Source organism: Thiocystis violacea, from assembly GCF_016583565.1.
In the GTDB taxonomy this organism is placed as follows: domain Bacteria; phylum Pseudomonadota; class Gammaproteobacteria; order Chromatiales; family Chromatiaceae; genus Thiorhodococcus; species Thiorhodococcus violaceus_A.
In genome coordinates, this window is sequence record NZ_NRRF01000021.1 from 39,492 (window position 1) to 64,777 (window position 25,286).

Annotated in this window: 23 protein-coding genes and 1 tRNA gene; 12 read left to right on the plus strand and 12 right to left on the minus strand. The window is 64.5% G+C overall.

Annotated elements, in window-relative coordinates:
• Window positions 1–218: 218 nt before the first annotated feature.
• Entirely contained in the window at window positions 219–656 is a 438-nt protein-coding gene (locus tag CKO23_RS10675) for a DUF29 domain-containing protein (RefSeq protein WP_200330852.1), read from the minus strand.
• 749 nt (window positions 657–1,405) lie between these two features.
• On the opposite strand from CKO23_RS10675, the gene glyA reads away from it, so the two are divergent.
• From glyA to thiL, 8 genes are all read left to right on the plus strand, one after another.
• Window positions 1,406–2,662, plus strand: a complete 1,257-nt coding sequence (gene glyA / locus CKO23_RS10680) for a serine hydroxymethyltransferase (RefSeq protein ID WP_200330854.1) — start codon at window positions 1,406–1,408, stop codon at window positions 2,660–2,662.
• Between the two features lie 89 nt (window positions 2,663–2,751).
• Window positions 2,752–3,264: a transcriptional regulator NrdR gene (gene nrdR / locus CKO23_RS10685; protein ID WP_200330856.1), complete on the plus strand. Its 513-nt coding sequence runs from the start codon at window positions 2,752–2,754 to the stop codon at window positions 3,262–3,264.
• Window positions 3,264–4,409 carry a bifunctional diaminohydroxyphosphoribosylaminopyrimidine deaminase/5-amino-6-(5-phosphoribosylamino)uracil reductase RibD gene (gene ribD / locus CKO23_RS10690; RefSeq protein WP_242482350.1) on the plus strand — a complete coding sequence of 382 codons (1,146 nt, stop codon included), beginning with the start codon at window positions 3,264–3,266 and terminating at the stop codon, window positions 4,407–4,409. Before nrdR ends, ribD begins: the two co-directional genes overlap by 1 nt.
• A 97-nt stretch (window positions 4,410–4,506) precedes the next feature.
• Window positions 4,507–5,166 (plus strand): riboflavin synthase, encoded by a 660-nt coding sequence (locus CKO23_RS10695; protein WP_200330858.1) that lies wholly within the window; start codon window positions 4,507–4,509, stop codon window positions 5,164–5,166.
• 55 nt (window positions 5,167–5,221) lie between these two features.
• On the plus strand, window positions 5,222–6,352 hold the full coding sequence (gene ribBA / locus CKO23_RS10700) for a bifunctional 3,4-dihydroxy-2-butanone-4-phosphate synthase/GTP cyclohydrolase II (protein WP_200330860.1): 1,131 nt from the start codon (window positions 5,222–5,224) through the stop codon (window positions 6,350–6,352).
• Window positions 6,353–6,512: 160 nt separating this feature from the next.
• Window positions 6,513–6,983: a 6,7-dimethyl-8-ribityllumazine synthase gene (ribH, locus tag CKO23_RS10705; protein ID WP_200330862.1), complete on the plus strand. Its 471-nt coding sequence runs from the start codon at window positions 6,513–6,515 to the stop codon at window positions 6,981–6,983.
• Between the two features lies 1 nt (window position 6,984).
• The gene (gene nusB / locus CKO23_RS10710) at window positions 6,985–7,476 is read left to right on the plus strand and encodes a transcription antitermination factor NusB (RefSeq protein WP_200330864.1); all 492 of its coding nucleotides are present in this window, start codon (window positions 6,985–6,987) and stop codon (window positions 7,474–7,476) included.
• 20 nt (window positions 7,477–7,496) lie between these two features.
• Window positions 7,497–8,456 (plus strand): thiamine-phosphate kinase, encoded by a 960-nt coding sequence (thiL, locus tag CKO23_RS10715; protein WP_200330866.1) that lies wholly within the window; start codon window positions 7,497–7,499, stop codon window positions 8,454–8,456.
• On the opposite strand, the gene CKO23_RS10720 is transcribed toward thiL, so the two are convergent.
• The 10 genes from CKO23_RS10720 to hoxE form a co-directional block, all read right to left on the minus strand.
• Window positions 8,380–9,222: a TaqI-like C-terminal specificity domain-containing protein gene (locus tag CKO23_RS10720; RefSeq protein ID WP_200330868.1), complete on the minus strand. Its 843-nt coding sequence runs from the start codon at window positions 9,220–9,222 to the stop codon at window positions 8,380–8,382. The genes thiL and CKO23_RS10720 overlap by 77 nt on opposite strands.
• A gap of 130 nt (window positions 9,223–9,352) precedes the next feature.
• Window positions 9,353–10,195, minus strand: a complete 843-nt coding sequence (locus tag CKO23_RS10725; protein ID WP_200330870.1) for an Eco57I restriction-modification methylase domain-containing protein — start codon at window positions 10,193–10,195, stop codon at window positions 9,353–9,355.
• A gap of 140 nt (window positions 10,196–10,335) precedes the next feature.
• The gene (locus CKO23_RS10730; RefSeq protein WP_200330872.1) at window positions 10,336–10,803 is read right to left on the minus strand and encodes a hydrogenase maturation protease; all 468 of its coding nucleotides are present in this window, start codon (window positions 10,801–10,803) and stop codon (window positions 10,336–10,338) included.
• Between the two features lie 9 nt (window positions 10,804–10,812).
• The gene (locus CKO23_RS10735) at window positions 10,813–12,240 is read right to left on the minus strand and encodes a Ni/Fe hydrogenase subunit alpha (protein WP_200330874.1); all 1,428 of its coding nucleotides are present in this window, start codon (window positions 12,238–12,240) and stop codon (window positions 10,813–10,815) included.
• 59 nt (window positions 12,241–12,299) lie between these two features.
• Window positions 12,300–12,587: a hypothetical protein gene (locus CKO23_RS10740; protein WP_200330876.1), complete on the minus strand. Its 288-nt coding sequence runs from the start codon at window positions 12,585–12,587 to the stop codon at window positions 12,300–12,302.
• 66 nt (window positions 12,588–12,653) lie between these two features.
• A complete protein-coding gene (locus CKO23_RS10745) occupies window positions 12,654–13,211 on the minus strand; it encodes an NADP oxidoreductase (protein WP_200330878.1) in 558 nt (185 codons plus the stop codon).
• Window positions 13,208–13,939, minus strand: a complete 732-nt coding sequence (hoxU, locus tag CKO23_RS10750) for a bidirectional hydrogenase complex protein HoxU (protein WP_200330880.1) — start codon at window positions 13,937–13,939, stop codon at window positions 13,208–13,210. Before hoxU ends, CKO23_RS10745 begins: the two co-directional genes overlap by 4 nt.
• A gap of 152 nt (window positions 13,940–14,091) precedes the next feature.
• Window positions 14,092–14,517 carry a DUF29 family protein gene (locus tag CKO23_RS10755; protein WP_200330882.1) on the minus strand — a complete coding sequence of 142 codons (426 nt, stop codon included), beginning with the start codon at window positions 14,515–14,517 and terminating at the stop codon, window positions 14,092–14,094.
• On the minus strand, window positions 14,514–16,133 hold the full coding sequence (locus CKO23_RS10760) for a NuoF family protein (protein ID WP_200330884.1): 1,620 nt from the start codon (window positions 16,131–16,133) through the stop codon (window positions 14,514–14,516). Before CKO23_RS10760 ends, CKO23_RS10755 begins: the two co-directional genes overlap by 4 nt.
• A gap of 1 nt (window position 16,134) precedes the next feature.
• A complete protein-coding gene (hoxE, locus tag CKO23_RS10765; RefSeq protein ID WP_200330887.1) occupies window positions 16,135–16,629 on the minus strand; it encodes a bidirectional hydrogenase complex protein HoxE in 495 nt (164 codons plus the stop codon).
• 273 nt (window positions 16,630–16,902) lie between these two features.
• Here hoxE and pssA point away from each other — a divergent pair, with 273 nt between their 5' ends.
• Window positions 16,903–17,661: a CDP-diacylglycerol--serine O-phosphatidyltransferase gene (gene pssA, locus CKO23_RS10770; protein WP_200330889.1), complete on the plus strand. Its 759-nt coding sequence runs from the start codon at window positions 16,903–16,905 to the stop codon at window positions 17,659–17,661.
• A 151-nt stretch (window positions 17,662–17,812) separates the two neighbouring features.
• Here the strand turns inward: pssA and CKO23_RS10775 are convergent.
• Window positions 17,813–17,899: transfer RNA gene (locus CKO23_RS10775), tRNA-Leu, on the minus strand.
• A 117-nt stretch (window positions 17,900–18,016) separates the two neighbouring features.
• On the opposite strand from CKO23_RS10775, the gene rnr reads away from it, so the two are divergent.
• The 3 genes from rnr to purL all read left to right on the plus strand — a co-directional run bounded on the left by rnr (window position 18,017) and on the right by purL (window position 25,257).
• The gene (gene rnr, locus CKO23_RS10780) at window positions 18,017–20,338 is read left to right on the plus strand and encodes a ribonuclease R (protein ID WP_200330891.1); all 2,322 of its coding nucleotides are present in this window, start codon (window positions 18,017–18,019) and stop codon (window positions 20,336–20,338) included.
• A gap of 1 nt (window position 20,339) precedes the next feature.
• Window positions 20,340–21,086 carry a 23S rRNA (guanosine(2251)-2'-O)-methyltransferase RlmB gene (gene rlmB, locus CKO23_RS10785; RefSeq protein WP_200330893.1) on the plus strand — a complete coding sequence of 249 codons (747 nt, stop codon included), beginning with the start codon at window positions 20,340–20,342 and terminating at the stop codon, window positions 21,084–21,086.
• Window positions 21,087–21,363: 277 nt separating this feature from the next.
• Window positions 21,364–25,257 (plus strand): phosphoribosylformylglycinamidine synthase, encoded by a 3,894-nt coding sequence (purL, locus tag CKO23_RS10790; protein ID WP_200330895.1) that lies wholly within the window; start codon window positions 21,364–21,366, stop codon window positions 25,255–25,257.
• The last annotated feature ends 29 nt before the right edge of the window (window positions 25,258–25,286 follow it).

The window sequence follows — 25,286 nt, forward strand, 5'->3', positions numbered from 1 at the left end:
CGAAATTGTTCTTCGAGCCACCCAAGAGGAAAGAGAGAGCAGAAGCATCATGTTGTTGATCGGGGGGCAGCTAAATGGCGACCCCGTGATCCCCGACGTGCCCCTAAGGAGCAATTCCATCAAGGGCCGCGGGTGCGGCGGATTGGGTGTTTCGGCGGAGTTGATGGTTCTGAGTGATTAGGTTCGAGACTTGTGACTTTTCGACACCCTGGATCTTCCTATTCCTGCGCGGGCCAGAAAGAATCATCCATCAGTTGCTCGAACGAAAAGGGGCAATCGCTTGGAAAGCTCGACTCCGACAATCCGGTTTCGCGCTCTGCTTCGATCGCGGCCAGCCGGTAGGCCTGCAAGATGGCCTCGTCAAGCTTCGATTTCAGGCTCGGGTTGTCTGCCAAGTGCGACGCTAACCGAATGCGCTGCTCTTTGATGGACAGGCGCCAAGAGTTGCCGCGCAGGGCTGGCTGAAAACGCCACTTCAACAGATGCAGGAGGAGAACGACCAGGCGATTCACGAGTTCTCGTCGTTCACTCCGTCCCATGCTCTCGATCTCCTCGATGATGTTGGCAATGTCCGCCTCCCCGAGCTTCCCCGCGCGTAGAAGTGAGACCTGCTCGTTGCTCCAGGCGTAGAAATCCTGCTCATAAAGACTCGTCATTGCGCTCTCCAGTGCTCATTCGGTGCCCCTACCGCGCCCTGCGCATCGTTTGATCTCATTGCTGTGACCCAGGGCTGACAGCGTTCACGTCCAGGTTTCGAGCCCGAGTCGCCGAAAACGTCGGCATCGCACGGGCCGCGTTTCGGCATGAACATGCCAGCGATCAAGCGCCGTCTCGTTCCATGCGCTTCACTCTGCTTGAGCGCCTCCCAAGGAAAATGCGCCACCGCGCCCTCAGCGGCACAGGCGCGATCGCCATCAACAGCGCAGCGTCGCTCTTCGCCAAAGGCTCCAAGTAGCCAATCCGTGCAAGGAAACGGCGCCGCCGCCTCCAGTCCAACCGTCGCGCGGTCGCTACTCTAGAACCTCGCTCGTGTGCTTGGCGGCTCACGGTGCGGAGTGTCTCCGATGGACTCCCGTAAATGTCAAACTTCTACGCTCACCCCGGCAAAGCCGGGCAATTACTCATCTTATTCAGCACCACTTAGCAGGACAACTCCAGCTCCAGCGGCAAAGAAGGCCAGCGACTGACTCCGATCGTCAAGGAATCAGGTTCTTGAAGTTCTGGTTATGGCTCATTTGGCGGTCCCGGTCGGTCGATCGTCTCGGGGAATCCACGCTCGATCATCGATGCTGTTCCGACCGGATCGCGAGAGCATTCCGGGCCTTGGGCGGGCCACTCAACTGGTGACGACGAAACTCAGAAAAACCGTTACACTGTCCTGCTTTGCATCGCCGGGGTGAGCACCATGTTCGACAAAACCATGCAGATCAGCGACTACGACCCAGACCTCTGGGCGGCCATTCAGGACGAGGAGCGTCGACAGGAAGAGCACGTCGAGCTTATCGCTTCCGAGAACTACGCGAGCCCCCGCGTCATGCAGGCTCAGGGCGGCGTGCTGACCAATAAGTATGCCGAGGGCTATCCGGGCAAGCGCTACTACGGCGGCTGTGAGCACGTCGACGTGGCGGAGCAGCTCGCCATCGACCGCGCCAAGCAGCTGTTCGGCGCGGACTATGCCAACGTCCAGCCGCACTCCGGCTCTCAGGCCAACACCGCCGTCTTCATGGCCCTGTGCCAGCCTGGCGATACCGTGCTCGGCATGAGCCTGGCCCACGGTGGCCACCTGACGCACGGTGCCAAGCCCAACTTCTCCGGCAAGATCTACAACGCGGTCCAGTACGGTCTGAACCCCGAGACGGGCGAGATCGACTACGACGAGGTCGAGCGTCTGGCCAAGGAGCACAAGCCGCGCATGATCATCGCCGGCTTCTCCGCCTATTCGCGCGTGGTCGACTGGCAGCGCTTCCGCGACATCGCGGACGCCGTCGGCGCCTTTTTGCTGGTCGACATGGCGCATGTCGCGGGTCTGGTCGCGGCGGGCGTCTATCCGAGCCCGGTGCAGATCGCTGACGTCACCACCACGACCACCCACAAGACGCTGCGTGGTCCGCGCGGCGGTCTGATCCTGGCCAAGGCGAATCCGGAGATCGAGAAGAAGCTCAACTCGGTCGTCTTCCCGGGGATCCAGGGCGGCCCGCTGATGCATGTCATCGCCGCCAAGGCCGTCGCCTTCAAGGAGGCGCTGGAACCCAGCTTCAAGACCTATCAGGAGCAGGTGGTGCGCAACGCCAGGGCGATGGCCGAGGTCTTCATCGCACGGGGCTATGACGTCGTCTCCGGCGGCACGGACGATCACCTCTTCCTGGTGAGCTTCATCGATCAGGGCCTGACCGGCAAGGATGTGGACGCCTGGCTTGGCGACTCCAATATCACGGTCAACAAGAACGCCGTGCCGAACGATCCGCAATCGCCCTTCGTGACCAGTGGGATTCGCGTCGGCACGCCTGCCATCACGACCCGTGGTTTCGGTGTCGATGAGGTGACCGAGCTGGCGGGTTGGATGTGCGATGTCATCGACGCGCGCGGCGATGCCGGCGTCATTGCGGACGCCAAGGCAAAGGTGCTGGATCTCTGCCGGCGTTTTCCTGTCTACGGACGTTAGTCCTGGGCGAGTCCACGAGGTCGGCGGATGGGCGTCCGAGGCGTCGCTCACCGCTGACAACTGTCCACTGACAACTGTCCACTTAGCCCATGCGCTGTCCATTCTGCGGTGCTCAGGATACCAAGGTCGTCGACTCGCGCCTTTCGGGCGAGGGCGATCAGGTACGTCGCCGGCGCAAGTGCGTCGTCTGCAGCGAGCGCTTCACCACCTATGAGTCCGCCGAGCTGAATCTGCCGCGCATCGTCAAGCGCGACGGCAGCCGCGTGCCCTTCGATGGGCGCAAGCTGCGCTCCGGCATGATGCGTGCCCTTGAGAAGCGGCCCGTGAGCACCGAGCAGGTGGATATGGCGATGTCGCGCATCCAGCGCCGGCTCATGTCCACGGGCGACAGCGAGCTGCCGGCGCTGCGCGTCGGCGAGATGGTCATGGATGAGCTGCGCCAGCTCGACCAAGTCGCCTATGTGCGCTTCGCCTCCGTCTATCGACATTTCGAGGACGTCGAGGCATTCCGCGAGGAGATCGAGCGGCTTGAGCGTCAGCCGACGCCCGAGGAGACGCGCCAGCAGCTCGATTTGCTCGACAACCTGGAGCCCAAGCCTTGATGGACGCGCGGCGTCCCCTGTCGAATCAGGCAGCTGACTTGGGGTACATGGCGCGGGCGATTCAGCTGGCCGAGCGCGGCCGCTTCACCACGGATCCCAATCCGCGTGTCGGCTGCGTGCTCGTGCGCGATGGCGAGGTGATCGGCGAGGGCTGGCACCGCTGGGCGGGCGAGCCACACGCGGAGCGTTTCGCCTTGATCACGGCCGGCGAACGGGCACGCGGTGCCACGGCCTATGTGACGCTGGAGCCCTGCTGTCACCATGGGCGCACGCCGCCCTGCACCGAGGGGCTGATCGAAGCGGGCGTGGCGCGCGTGGTCTGCGCCATGGTCGATCCCAATCCGCTGGTCTCGGGTCAAGGACTGGCACAGCTGCGCGAGGCCGGCATCGAGACGCTGGTCGGCGTCCTCGAGGATGAGGCCCGCGCGCTGAATCCGGGCTTTATCAAGCGCATGGAGCAGGGTCGACCCTACGTGCGCTGCAAGCTGGCGGCGAGTCTGGATGGCCGCACCGCAATGGCGAGCGGCGAGAGCCAGTGGATCAGCTCGGAGGCGGCGCGGCGCGATGTGCAGCGGCTGCGTGCCGGCAGCTCTGCGATCCTGACCGGTATCGGCACGGTCTTGGCCGACGATCCGAGCCTGAATGTCCGCTTGGCGGCTGGCGAGCTGCCGGGCATGGCCGCGGATGATCAGGTGCGGCAGCCATTGCGGGTCGTGGTGGATAGCTTTTGGCGTATGCCGGCGACTGCCCGGATGTTGAGTCTGCCGGGCGAAACGCTGGTCGCCGGGGTGGAGCCTCTCCCGGAGTTGAGTGCCGCGCTCCAGTCCGCGGGCGCGGAGGTCTTGGTGTGTTCACGGCATCTCGGGCGGGTGGATCTGGTCGCCCTGATGGAGGCGCTGGCCGAACGCTCGGTCAACGAGGTGCTGCTGGAGTCGGGGCCGACGCTCGCGGGCGCGGCGGTTGGCGCCGGTCTGGTCGACGAGATCGTCCTCTATTTGGCGCCGCACCTCATGGGTGAGTCCGCGCAGGGGCTGTTCGACCTGCCCGGGATCACGGCGATGGCCGATCGTGTCGCGCTGGAGATCATTGCGGTGCGACAGATCGGGCCAGATCTGCGGGTGACGGCGCGCCCGTGTCTGGCGTGAGCGACGCCCACTGCTCCCCGGGGCGTCGTTGCTGAACCGCGCGGCGTTTGTCCACCCTGCGATCTCGGTGTATTGAAGAGGTTTAGGTTCAAAGGCCATGTTTACAGGCATCATCCAATCCATCGGGCAGATCCAACGGCTCGAGCCGCGTGGCGGCGATGTGCGGCTGTCGATCGGCGCGGGTAAGCTCGCGCTCGATGAGGTCGTGCTCGGGGACAGCATTGCGGTCAACGGCGTCTGTCTGACCGTCGTGGCGCTGACGGGCCAAGGCTTTTCGGCCGACGTGTCGCGCGAGACGCTCTCCTTGACCACGCTGGGCGGGCTGGCGACGGGGAGCCGTGTCAATCTGGAGAAGGCGCTGACGCTCTCGACACCGCTTGGCGGACATCTCGTCAGCGGTCACGTCGACGGGGTTGGGATCCTGTTAGAGCGTCATGAGGACGCGCGCTCCTGGCGGCTGCGCATTCAGGCGCCCGACGAGCTGGCGCGCTATATCGCGCACAAGGGCTCGATCTGCGTCGACGGCACCAGCTTGACGGTCAACGCGGTGGACGGCGCCGTCTTCGAGCTGAACATCGTGCCCCACACCATTCAGGAAACCATCATCGGCGACTATCGTCCCGGCGCTCGGGTCAACCTGGAGGTGGATCTGATCGCGCGTTATCTGGAGCGGTTGCTGCTCGGCGAGCAGGCGGCCAGTCCGAAGGCATCCGGTGTGACGCTTGAGTTGCTCGCCGAGCACGGGTTCGTGAAGTAGGCCGACCGGAGTCGGCGCCTCGAGATGTTATCCATTGCAGCGAAGTTGTTTTCCTATGACCAGTCCCGGCCTGAATAGCACTGAAGAGATCATCGAAGACCTGCGTCAAGGCAAGATGGTCATCATCATGGACGACGAGGATCGTGAGAACGAGGGCGATCTGCTCATGGCGGCGGACTGCGTGACGCCGGAGGCCGTGAACTTCATGGCCAAGTATGGCCGCGGCCTCATTTGCCTCACTTTGACCAAGGAGTGCTGCGAGCGGCTGCGCCTGCCGCTCATGGTCAGCGACAACCAGGCGGCGCACTCCACGGCGTTTACGGTCTCGATCGAGGCCGCGCGCGGTGTGACCACGGGTATCTCCGCCGCCGATCGCGCCACGACCATCAAGGCGGCGGTCGCACCGGACTCGGGTCCCAAGGACATCGTCATGCCGGGGCATATCTTCCCGATCATGGCGCAGCCCGGAGGCGTCCTGGTGCGTGCCGGACATACCGAGGCCGGTTGTGACCTGGCCCGCATGGCGGGCTTCACGCCCGCGGCGGCCATCGTCGAGATCATGAACGAAGACGGCTCCATGGCGCGTCGTCCGGATCTTGAAGCCTTCGCGCGGACTCACGACATCAAGATCGGCACCATCGCCGATCTGATCCAATACCGTGTCCGCCACGAGAAGGCCGTGCTGCGCGAGTGCGAGTGCGAGCTTCCGACGGCTTACGCCAACTTCAACCTGGTGGCCTACCGCGACAGTATCGACAACGAAATCCATCTCGCGTTGACGCTGGGTGAGATCAGCCCGGAGCATCCGACGCTGGTGCGCGTGCACTTGCAGAACAGCCTGTGCGACCTGTTCGGCACAGCCCACAACGCTTGTGGCTGGCCCTTGCAAGACGTCATGCGGACGGTGGCGGAGGAGGGCGCGGGTGTCATCGTCGTTCTGCGCAACCGCGACAGCTCCGCTGATCTTCTGGCGCGTCTCAAGGACTTTCAGCTGCACGACAGCGAAGACGAGGTGCCGGTGCGCCGTCAGGACCGCCACGAGCTGCGCACCTACGGCATCGGCGCGCAGATCCTCTCCGATCTGGGGGTGCGCAAGATGCGCGTCATGAGCGCGCCTAAGTCCATGCATGCGATCTCCGGCTTCGACTTGGAAGTCGTCGAGTACACTGGCGGCAGGCCTGGCTAGCCGGCTGCTGTTCGACAGAGACCGGTGCCGTCGCTCGTGCCGATTTCTGTATTGATTGGCGCCCTTTGCGCAGTTTGGCGCTTTGCGTGGTTTAAACCTGTGTGTCTTCGCGGTTTCCATTCCGAGCTTGGGGCTCGATCGACGCTGACTTAGAGAACCTATGACTATCAAGACCATCGAAGGCGCAATGCGCGCCGATAATGCACGTTTTTGTCTGGTGGTATCCCGCTGGAACAGCTTCGTCGTGGAGGCCCTGGAGAAGGGCGCCATCGATACGCTCGTGCGGCATGGCGCCGATGTATCCAGCCTGACGATCGTCCGTGTGCCGGGTGCCTTCGAGATGCCGGTGGCGATCGAGCACATCGCGAAAAAGGGTGGCTATGACGCCGTCATCGCCCTGGGAGCCGTCATCCGCGGTGGCACGCCGCATTTCGAGTATGTGGCTGGGGAGTGCGTCAAGGGCATGGCCCAGGTCAGTCTGAAATACGGACTGCCGGTCGCCTTCGGCGTGCTGACGGTCGACAGCATCGAGCAGGCCATCGAACGCTCCGGCACCAAGGCTGGCAACAAGGGCGCCGAGGCGGCCATGTCGGCGTTGGAGATGGTCGATCTTCTCAGGCAGCTCGACTGAGATGGTCAGTCCTCGCAGTCAATCGCGCCGCTACGCGGCACTCGCGCTCTACCAGTGGCGCCTCACCGGCGAAGATCCCGTCCAGATCAAGCGTCATTTGCTCGACGATCCGGAATGGCTGAACGCCGTTGCGGCCTCGCTCAAGGGTGTCGATGAAGAAGAGCTGCTGGAGACGAAGGAGCGCTTCAACTTCAACGTCGAGCTGCTCGACGAGCTGCTGAGTGGCGTCCCGGAGCATATCGAGGAGATCGATGCACAGCTCGACAGCTTTCTGGATCGACCCATCACCCAAGTCGATCCGGTGGAGCTTGCGATCCTGAGGCTGGGCGCTTATGAGATCCTCTTCGCCGACAACATCCCGGACCGTGTCGCCATCAACGAGGCCGTGGAACTGACCAAGCTGCTCGGCGCGCACGAGGGCCACAGGTACGTCAACGGCGTGCTCGATAAGATCGCCCGCCGGCGTGCTGGCAACATGGATCGCAAGATCTAGTCCCCTCCGAGCCTGGCCGAGTGTCTGAGTTCGATCTGATCCGGACCTACTTCGCGGACATCGGCCCGGCGCGCGCGGATGTCGCGCTCGGCGTCGGTGATGATTGCGCCCTGCTCAGCGTCCCTGCCGGCCATGCACTGGCTGTCAGCATCGACACCCTGGCCTCCGGAATCCACTTCTTCCCGGATTGCGATCCGGAGCATCTGGGCCACAAGTCACTGGCCGTTGGTCTCAGCGATTTGGCGGCAATGGGCGCGGATCCGGCTTGGTCGACGTTGGCGCTGACGCTGCCGTCGGCGGATGAGGACTGGGTCCGCGCCTTCAGCCGCGGGTTCACGCGGCTCTCGCAGGCCCACGGAATCCGCCTGGTTGGCGGCGATACGACGCGCGGGCCGCTCAGTGTCAGCGTGCAGGTGCATGGCTTCGTGCCGCTCGGTGCGGCCATTCGCCGCAGCGGCGCGCGGTTGGGTGACCTGGTGTGTGTCAGCGGAACGCTCGGAGACGCCGGGCTGGCGCTCCGGCAGATGCTCGAAGGGACCGATGTGGATCCGGCGCTGCGCCGGCGCCTGGAGCTTCCCGAGCCGCGGGTCGCCCTCGGGCGCGGTCTCCGCGGCATCGCTTCGGCGATGATCGACCTATCGGATGGGCTTGCCGGTGACCTCGGCCATATCCTTCGGGCGTCGGGTGTTGGCGCGGAACTCGATCTGATGCGCCTGCCACTGACGCCAGCAGTGGCGAATGCGGTCCGGAAGGACGCCGACTGGTCGCTGCCGCTCTCCTCGGGCGATGACTATGAGCTCTGCTTTTGCATCCCGCGCGAGCGGATCGAGGACGCTCGGCGGCTAGGTGTGGGTCTTGGGTGTCCGGTTAGCGTCGTCGGCGTGATCAGTGATCAGCCCGGCCTCAGATGCCGGCAGGCCAACGGTGATCTTCTGAACGCGGTCCGCGGCGGCTTCGATCACTTTGCCACTGGGGCGTGACGGTCATGGCGCGGAAGCCGTTGCCTCCAAGCGCGGATTGTTCTTCATGACTCAGGCCATAGAGCTGGAACACCGCCTGATTGCAGGCTTGCACGTCTCGTGCGACGGCTGCCGAGGCCAGCCTCCGGCGTAGCGGTTCAGGGACATCTGCCCAGCGCGGAATGCGAATTCGGCGCAGGTATTGCGCTTGGAAACGCAGGAAACCGCCTCGCATTTTCGTGGAGTAGGTCGCCACGAACAGGCGCGTGACAGCGGATAGCAGCACAGCCTGCAAGGCTCGCAAATCCCAGTCATCGGATGTGACGTAGTACAGGTTGTGGTGGGGGTAGAGTTTCCCGGCCTCGAAGACGATATGCGCCTCGCCCTTGATGTCCGGGATCAGGAGCTTCGGTCTTGCGGCCAGCGACGGGGTGATGCGATCAATCGTCCGATACCAGTTGGCTGGCGCCTTGCGCGCGCAATGACGCCCTGCGATGACCTCTCGGCGAGCCTCAAGGTAATGGCGCAGGCGCGGGTATTCGTTGAGATCAACCAGCCCGCCTGACTCGGCGAATGGGTTGATGACGCCTTGCCCATGCCACTTCACCTCGCCGGATAGGATGTCCTTCGTTGTCACCAGCGGCAGTTTGCGATCTGGCTCGACATCGAGTGCATCGAGTTCTCCGATGAACGCCTTGTCCGCGCCGGTTGCGACGCCAATCCCAACCCTGCATCCGACATCCTCCAGCAGGGGAAAACACGCCTCAAGACGGCGAATCAGCGCCATCTGATCGGACGACTCCAGCAGCCAAGGCTCAGCGCCATTCGTGACCCTGGCTAGCTCGCGTACCGCGCCGGTTTCTTGAGGCAACGCCGGGGCGCGGAGCACCTCCGCCAGGGTAACCAGCGTCCCCCGGTCAATGGCTGGGCGATGCGCAATACGAGTCGCCCCCCGGTGTTTCACGGCTGATGATGGTGATCGCGGGGTAGGCAATCACGTCAGAGTGGAAGGCGGGGGTATCGACCATATCGACGTAGACTTTCAGATGGAAGCGCTCAGACACGAGACTCCTAAGAGGCCCGCCATAGCGGTTCTTCATCCACCGATCCGCGCAGATAAAGCCCAGATTCCCACCCTCTGACAAGAGCGAAAGCGACCGCTCGATGAAAGGAACGTAGATGTCGGCCCGGTCGTAGATCGTCTGGTAGCGGCTGCGATACTCGGCCAGCAGAGCGACTGGTATCAGCTCTTGGCGGACATAGGGCGGGTTGCCCACAACGAAGTCGAACCCGGCCTCCAGTGGCGCCAACAGAAAATCTCCTTGCGACAGCCAAGCCTTTGCCAACGCCGTTGCGCTATTCGCAAGCATTCCGTGTTGATCGAGCAGTGAAATGACGGCTTCGTAGGTGCTTGAAAACGTCTCGCGGTGCAGCTCGACTGCCCTGATTGCGCCGCTCAGATCGTCGAGCGGGGAGCCATGTGGCCGCGCGGCTCGCCATGCACGCAGCAACCGCTCAATAACCGGGAGCAGAAAATCACCGCCGCCAAAGGAGGGTTCTAAGAGCCGTTTTGTATGGAGTGGCTGATCTTCCGTATAGCCAGCCAGATCAAGAATAAAGTCAACGACCTCGCGGCGCGTGAAGATAGCCCCGCGAGAATTTACCTCGGCATTCAAAGCCAAATGGTCGATCAGCGCCTGAATGTTCTTTGACGTGCAGGCCGGACTCGGTAGCTCAAGCGTCATTTGTACTGGTTGCAAAAAGTGACCTCTGTGTCTTGGTGCCGCACGTTGAACCGTGACCGCGAAACAGCAAACCTCTCGTGGCGCCAGCTCCGCAGTGCCACGCGAGTAACCCCATCGTTTCATTTTCCGGGGATGCTGCCACTCCTGCATGCTCGTTAACTTGGCTGTGGAGCCTCGCAGGCTTCTGTGACGAGCCGATTCACGTATTCCAGCATCTTGTCGATCGCCTGCTCGGCAACCGGCGTCAGCTCGTAGCTTGCGTAGTCGAAGGAGTCGCCACCCGCAGTGACGAGGTAGCTTTCCGGGGCACGGCCATAGAGCGTCTCGCACCAGGCCAGCAATTCGCGCGGGTCGAGGAAATGCGCCATGGTCGACACCGCCGACTCATCAGGCGCTAGGCGCTGGCAGCGGACCTCTCCCGGCTCGACGTCCACGGCGGCATCCAGGAAGATCGCCCGATCCTGGTCGGCCAGGTCCGCGACGAGTTCGGCGGTTAGAACGTGTCTGGAGATGACCTCGACTCCGCGTGGCAAGACTCCTGCCTCCAAGCGGTCCGCGGCGAGCGGCCCGAGCGCATCGTCGCCGCGGATGGGGCTGCCGTATCCGATGATGAGTGTCTTCAAGTCCTGTCCTCAGCCGCGGGTCAAGGTATCGACGATGTGCCCAGCGGCATCCTTCAGCTCGATGGCGAGCGGCATCTGGCCGAAGGCGTGCGAGGCACACGACAGGCAGGGGTCATAGCAGCGAATGACGGCCTCGACGCGATTGAGCATGCCTTCCTGAAGGTTGTTGCCGTCGACGTAGGCATCCGCGACCTGGCGGATGGATTGGTTCATCGCCAGGTTGTTGTGCCCCGTCGCGATGATGAGGTTGACCCAGGTGATGAGGCCGTCGTCATCGATTCGATAGTGGTGCATGAGCGTCCCGCGCGGGGCCTCGGCGACGCCGATTCCCTCGTAGCGGTTGCTGCGGGCGCGGGCGCGCACGCGAGTGTCGAGGATGGTGGGATCCTTGAGCAGGCGCTCCATCATCTCGATGGCGTAGATGATCTCGACCAGCCGCGCGTAGTGGTAGTGGAAGCTGCTGGCAATGGGGCCGGATTCCTGCAACATGTGGAACTCGGCCAGGGCGACGTCGGCGTATGGCGTGCCGCAGGCATTGGCGTTGTTGAGCCGTGCAAGGGGTCCGACACGATAGATTCCCTTGGGATAGCCCTGCGCCTTGAAGTAGGGGAACTTCATGTAGCTGAAGTCCTCGACCGCTTCGCCGATCAGACGCTCGTACTCCCAGGGCGGCACCATGTCTTCGAGGATGTTGCCCTTGGCGTCCTTGACGCGCAGGAAGCCGTCGTAGTGCTCCAGGTTGCCTTTGGGTGAGACGAGGCTGAAGAAGAGCGTCGGCATGGTCCCGAAGTGGTCCGCCTCGTCCTTGAACTTGGGCACCAGGGTCTTGAAGAAGGCGTAGGTGCGCTTGGCGATCTCGAGCGCCTCGGGCAGCAGCTTGAGCATGGCGTCGCGCTTTTCCTGGCTCAGGGGCTCGTTGACGCCGCCGGGAACCACCCAGGTCGGATGGATCTTCTTACCGCCCAGCATCTCGATGATGGTCTGGCCGATCTGGCGCAGGCGAATGCCGTCCTTCGCGAGTGCCGGCTCCTGACGCATGACGCCGAAGATGTTGCGCGAGACCGGGTCCGAATCCCAGCCCATGAGCAGATCCGGGGAAGACAGGTGGAAGAAGGATAGCGCGTGCGACTGGGTGAGCTGCGCGAGATTCATGATGCGCCGAAGTTTCTCGCCGGTCGGCGGGATGCTGACGGATAGCAGGTGATCGCACGCCTTGTTGGAGGCTAAGAGGTGGCTGACGGGGCAGATGCCGCAGGTGCGGGCGGTGAGTGCGGGCATCTCACGATAGGGGCGCCCCTCGCAGAACTTCTCGAAGCCGCGGAACTGGGTGAGGTGGAACTTGGCATCCTCGACCTGGCCGGCGTCGCCGAGCTGCAGGGTGATACGGGCATGCCCTTCGATGCGGGTGACCGGTTCGATGGTGACTGTGCGGCTCATGGATGCGATCCCCTGTGCGTGTGGGCAGTGACGAATGGCGGTACGGAGCGGGGCCTGGCTCAGGTCGCGTCGACTCTCGACTCGTTTTCGAGGGCCTTGGCGGTGATCTCGTGATAGAGGTGGATCAGCCTCGCGATGATGTCTTGAAGCTCGGGGTGACTCTCCCAGCGGGGCTGCTGCTCACGCGCGTCCTCGAAGACTTGTTGGAGGAACTGAATGTCGAAGCTGTCGAGCCGCTCGCCCCGATCGACCTTCTCTTTGAGGTCGAGTGCGCGCGGTAGGCGTTGCGTGCGCATTCGATCCAGCAGGGTGACGATCACGCCTGTCTCGTACATGGCATCGCTCATTCTTGCTGCTCTCGTATGTTCGGGTCTCCGGCTGGATTGGATCGCGCGGGACCGGGTTGATTGGGATCAGGCGCCGAAACGCGTGACCTGGCTGGGGTCTGGCTTGCGCCCGGCGATCAGCTCGCTCAGCACGTACCAGATGGCATCGGCGGAGGGCGGGCAGCCGGGCACGAAGACGTCGACCTCGACCTCGCTGTGAATCGGCTTCACGGTCGTGAGCAGGACCGGCACGCTCTTGGTCGGGATCTGCGGTTGGAGGTCGACGTTTTCCCGATAGGCCCGGTCCAGGACGTCGCTGAGCTTGAAGTGATTGCGGATGGCCGGGACATTGCCAGTCACCGCGCAGTCGCCCAGGCTGATGAGCAGCGTGCAGTGTTTGCGAAAAGCCTTGGCTTTCTCCAGGTCGTCTTCCGAGCTGATGGAGCCCTCGAGAATGCCGATGTCCACCTGTTCCGGCAGCTCTTTGGTATCCACGAGGGGGCTGTAGACGATGTCGATCTGTTGGGCGAGATCGACTAGGCGCTCGTCCATGTCGAGGAAGGACATGTGGCAGCCGGAGCAGCCGTCCAACCAGGTCGTGGCGACCGTGATCCTGTTCGCCGTGCTCGTTGTCGTGGTGCTCATCGGGCATGTCTCCGGCGCGCGAGGATGGGCAGGAAGTGTTGGTCTTTGACCATTTCACCGACCGACGTGCCCTGCTTGACCAGCGCGCCGGTGGGACAGACCTGGACGCACTTGCCGCAGCTGGTGCAGGTCTCGCTCTCGCCCCAGGGTAGCGCCAGGTCCGTGATCACAAGACAGTCGCTGCCGCGCCCCATGACATCCCAGGTGTGCGCGCCCTCGATTTCGTCGCAGACACGGACGCAGCGGGTGCAGAGGATGCAGCGGTTGTGGTCCAGTCGGAAACTCTCGTGCGAGCTGTCGACGGGATAGGGCGTCTGGCGGTAGGGGACGCGCACATGATCGACGCCGCAGCTCTGGCCGAGCGCCTGCAGTTCGCAGTGCCCATTTGAGACGCAGACGGAGCAGACATGGTTCCGCTCGGCGAAGAGCATCTCGATGATAGTGCGGCGGTAGCGCTGCAGGCGCTCGGTGTTGGTATGGACGTGCATGCCTTCCGCGACGCGGGTCGAGCAGGCGGCGGAGAGCCGCCCCTGACCGGCGATTTCGACAACGCAGAGCCGGCAACCGCCCCAGACGGACAGGCCGTCCAGGTAGCAGAGACTCGGCACCGGGATCTTGTGCTCCCGGCAGACCTCGATGATGGTCTCGTCCTCGCGGGCTGAGAGGTCCTGGTCGTCGATCTTGAGTGTGACGACACGGATGTTCGGCTGTGGGACTGGTAGGGGCATGCGGCCTCCAATAGCGCCGTCGGAAGAGCACGGCCGTCGGAAAGGAAGTGAGTCGTCGGAAAAAGTCGGTCGTCGGAAAAATCGGTGGTCGGAAAAGAGTCCAATCGTCGAAACAGGGTCGGTTGTCGGATCGGCAATGGCTGGCGCGGCGATCAGGTCCAGTCGTCCGCGTCGAGCAGTTGATCCAGAGTAAAGGGAGATGCGCGAGGGAAGGTCTCCTCGCGCAGCCCAGTCTCGAGGATCGCCCGACGTCGGGCTGCCGGGTAACGGCGCATCAGCAGCTCCGGCAGGGTCGCGCGCAGGCTGGGGCTGTCCTCCAGGAGCTCCATGACTTCGTCGCGTGCGTGGGTGATGGAGAGCTTCCAGCTCAACCCGCGAAAAGCGGGCTGATAGCGCCATTTCAGCAGGTGGAGAACCAGAACCTTGAGATGGCTCGACAAGGCCTGTTTTTCGCTTCGCCCCCTGTCTTCGAGTTCCTCCGCGATACGCCCAAGGTTCAGCTCGGACATTTGCCCAGTCCTGAGCATCCGCGCGCTTTCCATCGCCCAGGCATGGCGATCTTGGTCCGGGGGCATCATGGTGTCGCCTCTCCCCGCAGCTTCTCTTCGTACTCATCCCGAAAATAGCGCAGCGTGCTCAACACCGGGTTCGGCGCCGTTTGCCCGAGTCCGCAGAGGCTGGTGGCCTGCACCACCTCGCACAGTTCTTCGAGCAGGGCGAGGTCCGCATGGCTGCCCCGTGCCTTGGTGATCTTGTCCAGCAGGCCGTGCATCTGCTGAGTACCGGTGCGGCAGGGCACGCACTTGCCGCAGGACTCCGTCATGCAGAACTCCATGAAGTAGCGCGCCACGTCCACCATGGAGGAGGTCTCATCCATCACGATCATGCCGCCGGAGCCCATCATGGTCCCCAGCGTCTTGAGGCTGTCGTAATCCACCGGAATGTCCAGGTGCGCTTGCGGGATGCAGCCGCCGGAAGGGCCGCCCGTTTGCACGGCTTTGAAGGCCTTGCCGTCGGGGATGCCGCCGCCGATCACCTCGATGATGTCCCTCAAGGTCGTGCCCATGGGGACTTCGATCAGGCCCGTGTTCGCGATCTTGCCCGCGAGGGCGAAGACTTTCGTCCCCTTCGATTTCTCCGTGCCGATGGCGGCAAGCCAGTCACCGCCCTCGCGGATGATGGGGGCGATGTTGGCGAAGGTCTCGACGTTGTTGATGAGCGTCGGACAACCCCAGAGACCGGACTCGGCCGGATAGGGCGGGCGTGGTCTGGGTTGTCCGCGCAGTCCCTCGATCGAGGCCATGAGGGCCGTCTCCTCGCCGCAGACGAAGGCGCCGGCGCCGAGACGGATTTCGACTTCGAAGCTGAATTGGGTGTCGGCCACCTTCGATCCAAGGAATCCAGCCCGTTTCGCCTTGCGGATGGCGGTCTGAAGTCGCTCGACGGCGAGCGGATACTCAGCGCGGACGTAGATGTAGGCCTTGTTGGCTCCCACGGCATAGGCGGCGATGGCCATGCCCTCCAGAATGCGATGGGGATCGGATTCCAGCACGGCCCTGTCCATGAAGGCGCCCGGATCGCCCTCGTCGGCGTTGCAGATGACATACTTCTGATCACCGGGCATCTTGGCGACCGTCGACCATTTGAGGCCGGTCGGATAGCCGCCGCCCCCCCGTCCGCGCAGTCCGCTAGCGGTCACCTCGCGCAAGACATCGGCGGGGGTCATCTCGGAGAGCGCCTTGACCAGGGCGGAGTAGCCGCCGACGGCGACATAGCCCTTGAAACTATCCGGGTCGATGATGCCGGAGTTCTCGAGGACGACCCGTTGCTGGCGCGCGAAGAAGGGCTGATCGGTGGGGCAGCGCAGCCGATCGACGGGGGCGCCGCCGACGCTTGCGAGGATGTCCGGGGCGTCGTCCGGCGTGACGTCGCGATAGAGGACGGAGTGGATGAGGTCGGCGTCCTTGTCCGCCACGGCGACCAGCGGGCCCGCCGAGCAGAGTCCCATGCAGCCGACCCCTTTGACCTTGCAGTGATCTGTGGCGTCGCCACAGGCCTCGGTGAGTGCCGTCATGACCGGAGCGGCGCCAGAGGATTGGCAGCTCGCGGCCATGCAGACGCGCACCTCGTGCGTGATGTGGGCCTCTTCCGCTCTGAAGTCGGCGGCCTTTTCGGCCAGATCTTCAAGATGCATATCAGTCCAACTCCTCGAGCTTGGCGGTCAGTGTGTCGGAGTTCAGCTTGCCGATGACATCGCCGTCCAGGACGACGGCGGGCGCAAGTCCGCAGGCACCCACGCAGCGCGCCGTGAGGACCGAGAGCCGGTCGTCTTCGGTGGTTTCCCCGGCGTTCACGCCGTAGCGCTCCTCGATGCCCTCCAAGAGTGCTCCGGCGCCCTTGATGTAACAGGCGGTGCCTGTACAGATGACGCAGGCGTGGCGGCCCTTCGGCTTGAGCATGAAGATGTGGTAGAAGGTGGCCACGCCAAAGACCTTGCTGAGCGGCAAGTCGAGCGAGGCGGCGACGAAACGCAGAGAGGTCTCGTCGAGGAAGCCGAAGGCGTCCTGAACGCTGTGCAGCGTTTCGATGAGGGCATGATCCGCATAGCCATTACGGCGCATGGCGGCGTTGACCAGTTTCCAGCGCTTGTCGTCGCTGGGCATCGGAGGTCTTGCGAGCTGCAGTGTCATGTCATCTCCCAAGGCGGACGGGTTCAGGAGTGGTCGGCGTGAGGCGTCTCGAGGTCGGTATCGAAGCCAGGTGGGTGGAACTCGGGTTGCGGCTGCGACGAGCTGGCACTATGACGCAAGTGTATGACAGATTCGAGGCTAGATTTCGAATCCTTATTTGGGTGCTCGAAAGATCTTCCAAGTCCGCGCTCGGCGCGCTTTCGGCAGGCTTCCCGCCGCGGCTATACTCGGGCCTGCGACCGGCCCCGGGGCCGACAACCGAATCCGAGACCTATGGACGAAACCCTTCCGCCTAGAAAGAGACCGCGCGGGATCTACCTGCTGCCGAACCTGTTCACGACCGCGGCGCTGTTTGCGGGCTTCTATGCCGTGCTGTCGGCGACCCAAGACCGCTTCGAGGCGGCGGCCCTCGCCATTCTGGCGGCCATGCTGCTCGATGGATTCGACGGCCGCATTGCGCGGATTACCCATACCCAGAGCGACTTCGGCGCCGAGTACGACAGTCTGTCGGATATGGTGGCCTTTGGTGTCGCCCCGGCCTTGGTGGCCTATCACTGGGCGTTGGGGGAGCTGGGCAAGGTCGGGTGGCTGGCCGCCTTTGTGTTCACTGCGGCGGCGGCATTGCGCCTGGCGCGTTTCAACACGCAGGTCGGCATCGCGGACAAGCGTTATTTCCAGGGGCTCGCCAGTCCATCGGCCGCGGCCATTGTCGCGACAGGGATCTGGACCGCGAACGACCTGGGGATCGATGGCTCGGATGTGTCCTGGCTGGCGGCCTTCCTCACCGCGGGTGCTGGGCTGTTGATGGTGAGCAACTTCAGGTACTTCAGCTTCAAGCAGCTCGATCTCCAAGGCCGGGTTCCATTTCTGCTGGCCGTGGCGGTCATGCTCGGCTTCGCCGTGGTCTACATCTATCCGCCGCTGGTGCTCTTCGCGATGGCGATCACCTACGCGGTCTCAGGCCCGGCCTGGACGCTCTTCCGGCTCAAGCGCAGCCGTGACCGCCGGCGTCGGGGCGTGCCGGAGACTTGAGCCGGGCGCACCTCGGTCAGGGGTGTCGTCGCTGGTCGTCTGTTGATGGTCGTCGAAGGGGGCGTTGGGCGTGGCAAAGAAAAAGGCGCTTAGCCTGTGAGCTAAGCGCCTTTTTCTTCTGCTGTCACCGTCATTCGACGGTGACTGAATTTGGTGCCGAGAAGAGGACTCGAACCTCCACGAACTTTCGTTCACATGGACCTGAACCATGCGCGTCTACCAATTCCGCCACCTCGGCAGGGGACGTTCGGATGGGCCTTTTCAACCCTGCTCCGTCTGTGGAGCGCGAATATTAGTGAGACACGGCAGGCTTGTCAACGCTACACTAACGTTTTTGGAATACGAACGAGATCAAGTGACACGACGCCGATCAACAGCACCCGCAAAGCCGCAAGATCCGCACCACCAGCGTGAGGCGAAGAAGTACGCCAACCCCATCCCCAGCCGGGAGTTCATCCTGGAGACGCTCGCCGCGCAGGGTGTTCCGCTCTCCTCCGATGAGCTTGCCGCGGCGCTGGCCCTCAAGGACGAGCAGGATGTCATCGCCCTCGAGCGACGCTTGGGGGCGATGGTCCGTGACGGCCAACTGGTCCGCAATCGCAACCAGGTCTACTGCCCGGTCAACAAGCGCGACCTCATCGCCGGACGTGTCATCGGTCATCCCGATGGCTTCGGGTTCGTTCGCCCGGAGGAGGGCGGCGATGACCTCTACCTCTACCCGAAGGAGATGCGCGCGCTCTTCCACGGTGATCGGGTCGTGGTGCGGGTGAGTGGCCGGGATCGACGTGGGCGGCTGGAAGGGGCGGTGGTTGAGATCCTGGAGCGCAACACCCGCTCGGTCGTCGGCCGGCTCTATAAGGAAGGCGGCGTCGGCTTCGTGGTGCCGGACAACAAACGTCTGACGCACGACATCATCATCCCCAGCGATCGAATCAATGGGGCTGAACAGGGCCAGATCGTGGTCGCGGAGATCACCGACCAGCCGACGCAACGCACCCAGCCGCTCGGGCGCATCGGCCAGGTGCTCGGCGATCACATGGCGCCGGGAATGGAGACGGACATTGCCATCCGCACCCACGCCCTGCCCGTGGACTGGCCCGCTGAGGTCGAGTCGGAAATCGCCGATTTGACAGCCGAGGTCCCAGAGGCCGCGAAGCAAGGTCGCACGGATCTGCGCCAGCTGCCCTTGGTGACCATCGACGGCGCCGACGCCCGCGATTTCGACGATGCCGTCTACTGCGAGCGCAAGCCCAAGGGCTGGAAGCTGCTCGTGTGCATCGCGGATGTCTCGAGCTACGTCCAACCCGGTACCGCCTTGGATAAGGAGGCGCAGGCGCGCGGCAACTCGGTCTACTTCCCGGACCGCGTCATTCCCATGCTGCCCGAGATCCTGTCGAACGGGCTCTGCTCGCTGAATCCGCAGGTCGATCGCCTCTGCATGACCGCGGAGCTCTACATCAACGGCGAGGGCAAGGTCACCCGCACGCGCTTCTTCGAGGCCGTGATGCGTTCTCAGGCGCGTCTCACCTATGACCAGGTCGCCGCCATGGTGGTGGACGGCGACGGCGAACTCTGCGAGCGTTTCGCTGAAGTCCTGCCTCACCTCCACGAGCTGTACCAGCTCTACCAAGTCCTGCACGGAACGCGGGCGGCGCGCGGTGCCATCGACTTCGATACCACGGAAACCAAGTTCGTCTTCACCGATCAGGGACGCATCGAGGCGGTGGTTCCCCAGGTGCGCAACGACGCGCACCGTTTGATCGAGGAGTGCATGCTGGCCGCCAATGTCGCGGCGGCGAGACTCTTCCAACGCAAACGCATCCCGGCCGTCTACCGCATCCACGACACGCCGAGCGAGGAGAAGCTCACGGATCTGCGCGAGTTTCTGGGGCAGCTGGCTCTCAAGCTCCCCGGCGGTCCCAAGCCGACGGCGGCCGACTATGCCCAACTGCTCGAACAGGTTCAGGGTCGGGCGGATCGGCGGCTCATCCAGACCGTGCTGCTGCGCTCCATGCAGCAGGCGATGTATAGCTCGGACAATGCCGGCCACTTCGGCTTGGCCTATGACGCCTATACCCATTTCACCTCGCCGATCCGCCGCTACCCGGACCTCATCGTCCATCGGCTGATCAAGCACCTGCTCGCGGGCGGCACGGCGGCGGATCTGGACCTGTCGAAGATCGAGCTGCAGCAGGTCGCCGAGCACTGCTCGGGCACCGAGCGGCGCGCCGATGAGGCGACGCGCGATGCCGAAGACTGGCTCAAGTGCGAGTTCATGCAGGACAAGCTGGGCGAGAAATTCGACGGCACCATCACCAGCGTCAACTCCTTCGGTATCTTCGTCGAGTTGGACGAGGTCTATGTCGACGGTCTGGTGCACATCACCGCGCTGGACAACGACTTCTATCACTTCGACCCCATTGGCCACCGTCTGCACGGTGAGCGCACCGGCACCGTCTATCGCCTGGGCGACCGCCTGCGGGTTCAGGTCGCGGCCGTCAATCTGGACGATCGCAAGATCGACTTCGTGCTGGCCGACGCCGCCCCGCGCGGTGGAGGCAAGCGACCCAAGTCCGGCGAGCAGAAGCAGACACCGTCGAGCGAGCCTGCGGCGGGCAAGAGCCGATCGCGCGGCAAGCGCAAGCGTCAGTCGGGCGGCTCCAAGCCGGCGTCCTGAGATGAGCGAGCAGACGCCGGTCGCTGGAATCCACAGCGTCCGCACCGCACTCAAGCATGGCTCGGACGGGGTGTGCGAGGTCTGGCTGGAGCGCAGCCGCCGCGACCGGCGACTGGCCGAGCTCGCTGAGCTGGCGAAGGCGGGCGGGGTCAAGATCCGACAGGTCGATCGCGACGAGTTGGAGCGGGTAGCGGAAGGCGCGAATCATCAGGGTGCCCTAGCCTGGGTGCGGGTGCCTGCCGCGCGCTCCGAGCGGGATCTCATGGGGCTCCTGGAGGCGCTCGAAGGGCCACCCTTTCTCCTCCTGCTCGATGAGGTGCAGGATCCGCACAATCTCGGTGCCTGTCTGCGCACGGCAGAGGCCGCCGGGGTGCACGCGGTCATCGCACCCAAGGACAACGCCGTGGGTCTTACGCCCGTGGTCTGCAAGGTGGCCAGCGGGGCCGCGGAGACACTGCCCTATATCCAGGTGACCAATCTCGCGCGCAGCATGGAGGCGCTCAAGGAGCGCGGCATCTGGTTGACCGGGACGGCCGGCGAGGCGACGGACGAGCTCTTCGCGGTCGACCTGACCGGCGCGCTCGGCTTGGTCATGGGGAGCGAGGGCAGCGGCTTGCGGCGATTGACGCGCGAGCGCTGCGATGCCTTGGTGAAGCTGCCCATGTCTGGCAAGGTCGAGAGCCTGAATGTCTCGGTCGCCGCCGGAGTCTGCCTCTTCGAGGCGGTCAGGCAGCGTCGCGGTCGATGAGTCTGCGCGGAGCGTCCGGCATGCTCGGTGCCGCCTGTGGGTCGTGAGTGCGGTGAAACCCATGGCGACCCTAAGTTCCCCACTCACGTATGATGTCCAGCATCGGGCACGGCGAGGCGTCACGCCGGATGACGACGGTTGCGCAGCCCGGGGTGCGTTTCCTTCGACGTCACTCGGCGCGCGCGCTGTCCTGTCCCTCTCCCGGAGTAGGCGCGGGAGACCTTGTGCGCCTTCGGTGCGCGTTTCTCGCTAACCCTAGCACCTAGAGCAATCGCCCATGTTCGTTCTTCGTGGCGCTCCCGCCGTCTCTGAATTCCGTCTCCGCAAGCTTGCCGAGCGTCTCGGCGAGCAGACCGGCGCCCAGATCCAAGTCTATGCCGAGTATGTGCATTTCGCGCAGCTCTCTGGCGAGCTGAACGATGGGGAGCGTGCCATCCTGGAGCGTCTCCTGCGCTACGGGCCGGTCCTGCCCGCGCACGACCCCGAGGGCGCCGTGATCCTGGTGATCCCGCGGCCGGGCACCATCTCGCCCTGGTCCTCGAAGGCGACGGATATTGCGCACAACTGCGGTCTCTCGGCCGTTCGCAGGCTGGAGCGCGGGATCGCCTATTATCTGACGGCTTCTGGTGAACCCATCGACAGCCCGGCGTTGCAGACGGCGGCGGCGCTGCTCCACGACCGCATGACCCAGGTCGCACTCTTCACGATGGAGGACGCCCATCGTCTCTTCGACCAGGCCGCGCCGCGTCCGTCGGAGCGCATCGATCTGCTGGGCCTGGGGCGTCCGGCCCTGGCGGCGGCCAACCTGGAGCTGGGTCTGGCGCTGTCCGAGGACGAGATCGACTACCTCGCGGAGAGCTTCGCCGCCCTGGGCCGCAATCCGACCGACGTCGAGCTGATGATGTTCGCCCAGGCGAACTCGGAGCACTGCCGGCACAAGATCTTCAATGCCGACTGGGCCATCGACGGCGAGCGGCAAGAGCGATCGCTCTTCAGCATGATCCGCAACACGACGCAGAAGGCACCTCAGGGCGTGCTGTCCGCTTACAAGGACAACGCGGCCGTGATCGAGGGCTGGGAGGGCCGGCGCTTCATTCCCTGCCCGGAGACCGGGGTCTATTGCGAGTCCGAGGAGGAGATCCACCTCCTCATGAAGGTCGAGACGCACAATCATCCCACGGCCATCGCGCCGGATCCGGGTGCCGCGACCGGCTCGGGTGGGGAGATCCGCGACGAGGGCGCGACCGGGCTGGGCGCCAAGCCCAAGGCCGGACTCTGCGGCTTCTCCGTCTCCAATCTGAGGATCCCCGGCCGCGAGCAGCCCTGGGAGCAGGATCACGGCAAGCCGGGGCGGATCGTCTCCGCGCTCGACATCATGCTCGAAGGCCCCATCGGTGCCGCGGCCTTCAACAACGAGTTCGGCCGCCCCAATCTGGCCGGCTATTTTCGTACCTACGAGCAGACCATCCCCGGACTGTCCGGCACGCCCGAGCTGCGCGGCTACCACAAACCCATCATGCTGGCCGGCGGCCTCGGCAACATTCGCAGCGAGCACGTCGAGAAGCGGCCATTCCCGGCCGGGACGCCGCTGGTGGTGCTGGGCGGTCCGGCGATGCTGATCGGCTTGGGTGGCGGTGCGGCGTCCAGCATGGCCTCGGGTACCTCGGCCGAGGATCTCGACTTCGCCTCGGTCCAGCGCGCCAACCCCGAGATGCAACGCCGTTGCCAGGAGGTCATCGACCGCTGCTGGTCGCGCGGGGAGGAGAATCCCATCCTCTTCATCCACGACGTCGGCGCCGGTGGGCTGTCCAATGCGCTGCCCGAGCTGGTTCACGACGGCGGACGGGGCGGGCGCTTCGGGCTGCGCGCCATCCCGAACGACGAGCCGGGCATGTCGCCGATGGGGATCTGGTGCAACGAAGCCCAGGAACGCTATGTCCTGGCGGTGGCCGCCGAGCAATTGGAGACGTTCAAGGCGATCTGCGAGCGTGAGCGGTGCCCTTACGCGGTTGTCGGCGAGGCGACCGACGAAGAGCGCCTGGTTCTGGAGGATCCGCACTTCCAGGACAGCCCCATCGACATGCCGCTCTCGCTGCTGCTCGGCAAACCGCCCAAGATGCTGCGCGATGTGGCCCGGGTGCAGCCGCCCCGCGATGACTTCGATCCCAGCAAGATCGACATCGGCGCGGCCATCTACCGCGTCTTGCGGCTGCCCACGGTCGCGGACAAGAGCTTCCTCATCACCATCGGCGACCGCAGCATCACGGGGCAGGTGGCGCGAGAGCAGATGGTCGGCCCCTGGCAAATCCCGGTTGCGGACTGCGCCGTCACCATCAGCGACTTCCGTGGTTTCACGGGCGAGGCCATGGCCATCGGCGAGCGCACGCCGCTGGCCCTGCTGGACGCCCCGGCATCCGGCCGCATGGCCGTCGGCGAGGCGCTCACCAATCTCGCCGCTGCCTCCATCCAGGCGCTGGGCGACATCAAACTCTCAGCGAACTGGATGGCCGCCGCAGGTCACCCCGGCGAGGATGCCCGTCTCTATGACACCGTGCGCGCGGTTGGGATGGAGCTGTGCGAGGCGCTTGGCATCGCCATCCCGGTCGGCAAGGACTCCATGAGCATGAAGACGGTGTGGGCGGACGCCGAGGGCAACCGGCGCGAGATGACCGCGCCCCTGTCGCTCATCGTGTCGGCCTTTGCGCCGGTTGCCGACGTGCGGCGCACCCTGACACCCCAGCTGCGCACCAATGAGGGGGACTCCGACCTCATCCTGATCGACCTGGGTCGCGGCCGAAATCGGCTTGGCGGATCCTGCCTGGCGCAGGTCTTCAACCACATCGGTGGCGAGGGGCCGGATCTCGATAGCCCGGATCTGCTCAAGCGCTTTTTCGCGGCCATCCAGGAGCTGCGCGAGGAAGATCTCATCCTCGCCTATCACGACAGGTCCGACGGCGGACTCATCACGACCCTCTGCGAAATGGCCTTCGCCGGTCACTGTGGTGTCGATGTGGATCTCGCCGCCGTCGGGCTGGATGACATGTCCGCGCTCTTCAGCGAAGAGCTGGGCGCCGTCATCCAGGTCCGCCACACCGACACGGACATCGTGCTCCAAATCTTGGACTACTACGGCCTGGCCGAGTACAGCCCGGTCATCGGCATGCTGGACGATAGCGACGAGATCCGCATCTGCCGCCGCTGCAAGGTACTCTTCGAGGCCACTCGCGTGGATCTGCAACAGGCCTGGTCGGAGACCAGCTATTGGATGCAGTCCCTGCGCGACAACCCGGAGTGCGCCGAGGAGAGCTTCGCGCGCATCGCCGGCTTCGACCCGGGCCTCAATTCGGTCCTCACCTTCGACCCCGACGACGATGTGGCCGCACCCTACATCGAGCGGGGCGTGCGTCCGCCGATCGCCATCCTGCGGGATCAGGGCGTCAACGGCCAGGTCGAGATGGCCGCCGCCTTCCACGCCGCCGGCTTCCAGTGCATCGACGTCCATCTCTCCGACATCATGGCCGGGCGGACGGACCTCTCCAAGTTCCTCGGTCTTGCAGCCTGCGGCGGCTTTTCCTACGGCGACGTGCTCGGCGCCGGCGAGGGCTGGGCCAAGACCATCCTCTTCAACCCGCGCGCGCGCGATCAGTTCCAGGCCTTCTTCGCGCGTCCCGACACCTTTGCGCTCGGGGTCTGCAACGGCTGTCAGATGCTGTCCAATCTGCGCGAGCTGATCCCGGGCGCGGACCATTGGCCGCACTTCGTGCGCAACCGCTCCGAGCAGTTCGAGGCGCGCACCTGCATGCTGGAGGTGGCCCCGACGCCGTCCGTGCTCCTGGCCGGAATGGTCGGCTCGCGCATGCCGATCGCCGTCGCGCACGGCGAAGGTCGGGCGGAATTCCGCGATACCGAGCATCTGCGCTCCGCGGAGCCGCACGTCGTCGTTCGCTATCTGGAGAACGACGGGCGCGTTGCCGAGTCCTATCCCGCCAACCCCAACGGCTCCCCGAGCGGCATCGCCGGTCTCACCACCCTGGATGGCCGGGTCACCATCATGATGCCCCACCCGGAGCGCGTCTTCCGAACCGTCCAGAACGCCTGGTACCCGCAGGACTGGGGAGCTGACGGTCCCTGGATGCGTCTGTTCCGAAACGCGCGGGCTTGGGTTGGCTGATCCTACGCCCGCCCGCGATCTTTGCGGGA

What these genes read in the sequence shown, in the direction of transcription:
- CKO23_RS10675 (WP_200330852.1), bottom strand. Translation starts at nt 656, where the DNA reads ATGACGAGTCTTTATGAGCAGGATTTCTACGCCTGGAGCAACGAGCAG.
- glyA (WP_200330854.1), top strand. Translation starts at nt 1,406, where the DNA reads ATGTTCGACAAAACCATGCAGATCAGCGACTACGACCCAGACCTCTGG.
- nrdR (WP_200330856.1), top strand. Translation starts at nt 2,752, where the DNA reads ATGCGCTGTCCATTCTGCGGTGCTCAGGATACCAAGGTCGTCGACTCG.
- ribD (WP_242482350.1), top strand. Translation starts at nt 3,264, where the DNA reads ATGGACGCGCGGCGTCCCCTGTCGAATCAGGCAGCTGACTTGGGGTAC.
- CKO23_RS10695 (WP_200330858.1), top strand. Translation starts at nt 4,507, where the DNA reads ATGTTTACAGGCATCATCCAATCCATCGGGCAGATCCAACGGCTCGAG.
- ribBA (WP_200330860.1), top strand. Translation starts at nt 5,222, where the DNA reads ATGACCAGTCCCGGCCTGAATAGCACTGAAGAGATCATCGAAGACCTG.
- ribH (WP_200330862.1), top strand. Translation starts at nt 6,513, where the DNA reads ATGACTATCAAGACCATCGAAGGCGCAATGCGCGCCGATAATGCACGT.
- nusB (WP_200330864.1), top strand. Translation starts at nt 6,985, where the DNA reads ATGGTCAGTCCTCGCAGTCAATCGCGCCGCTACGCGGCACTCGCGCTC.
- CKO23_RS10720 (WP_200330868.1), bottom strand. Translation starts at nt 9,222, where the DNA reads ATGGCGCTGATTCGCCGTCTTGAGGCGTGTTTTCCCCTGCTGGAGGAT.
- CKO23_RS10735 (WP_200330874.1), bottom strand. Translation starts at nt 12,240, where the DNA reads ATGAGCCGCACAGTCACCATCGAACCGGTCACCCGCATCGAAGGGCAT.
- CKO23_RS10740 (WP_200330876.1), bottom strand. Translation starts at nt 12,587, where the DNA reads ATGAGCGATGCCATGTACGAGACAGGCGTGATCGTCACCCTGCTGGAT.
- CKO23_RS10745 (WP_200330878.1), bottom strand. Translation starts at nt 13,211, where the DNA reads ATGAGCACCACGACAACGAGCACGGCGAACAGGATCACGGTCGCCACG.
- hoxU (WP_200330880.1), bottom strand. Translation starts at nt 13,939, where the DNA reads ATGCCCCTACCAGTCCCACAGCCGAACATCCGTGTCGTCACACTCAAG.
- CKO23_RS10755 (WP_200330882.1), bottom strand. Translation starts at nt 14,517, where the DNA reads ATGATGCCCCCGGACCAAGATCGCCATGCCTGGGCGATGGAAAGCGCG.
- CKO23_RS10760 (WP_200330884.1), bottom strand. Translation starts at nt 16,133, where the DNA reads ATGCATCTTGAAGATCTGGCCGAAAAGGCCGCCGACTTCAGAGCGGAA.
- hoxE (WP_200330887.1), bottom strand. Translation starts at nt 16,629, where the DNA reads ATGACACTGCAGCTCGCAAGACCTCCGATGCCCAGCGACGACAAGCGC.
- pssA (WP_200330889.1), top strand. Translation starts at nt 16,903, where the DNA reads ATGGACGAAACCCTTCCGCCTAGAAAGAGACCGCGCGGGATCTACCTG.
- rlmB (WP_200330893.1), top strand. Translation starts at nt 20,340, where the DNA reads ATGAGCGAGCAGACGCCGGTCGCTGGAATCCACAGCGTCCGCACCGCA.
- purL (WP_200330895.1), top strand. Translation starts at nt 21,364, where the DNA reads ATGTTCGTTCTTCGTGGCGCTCCCGCCGTCTCTGAATTCCGTCTCCGC.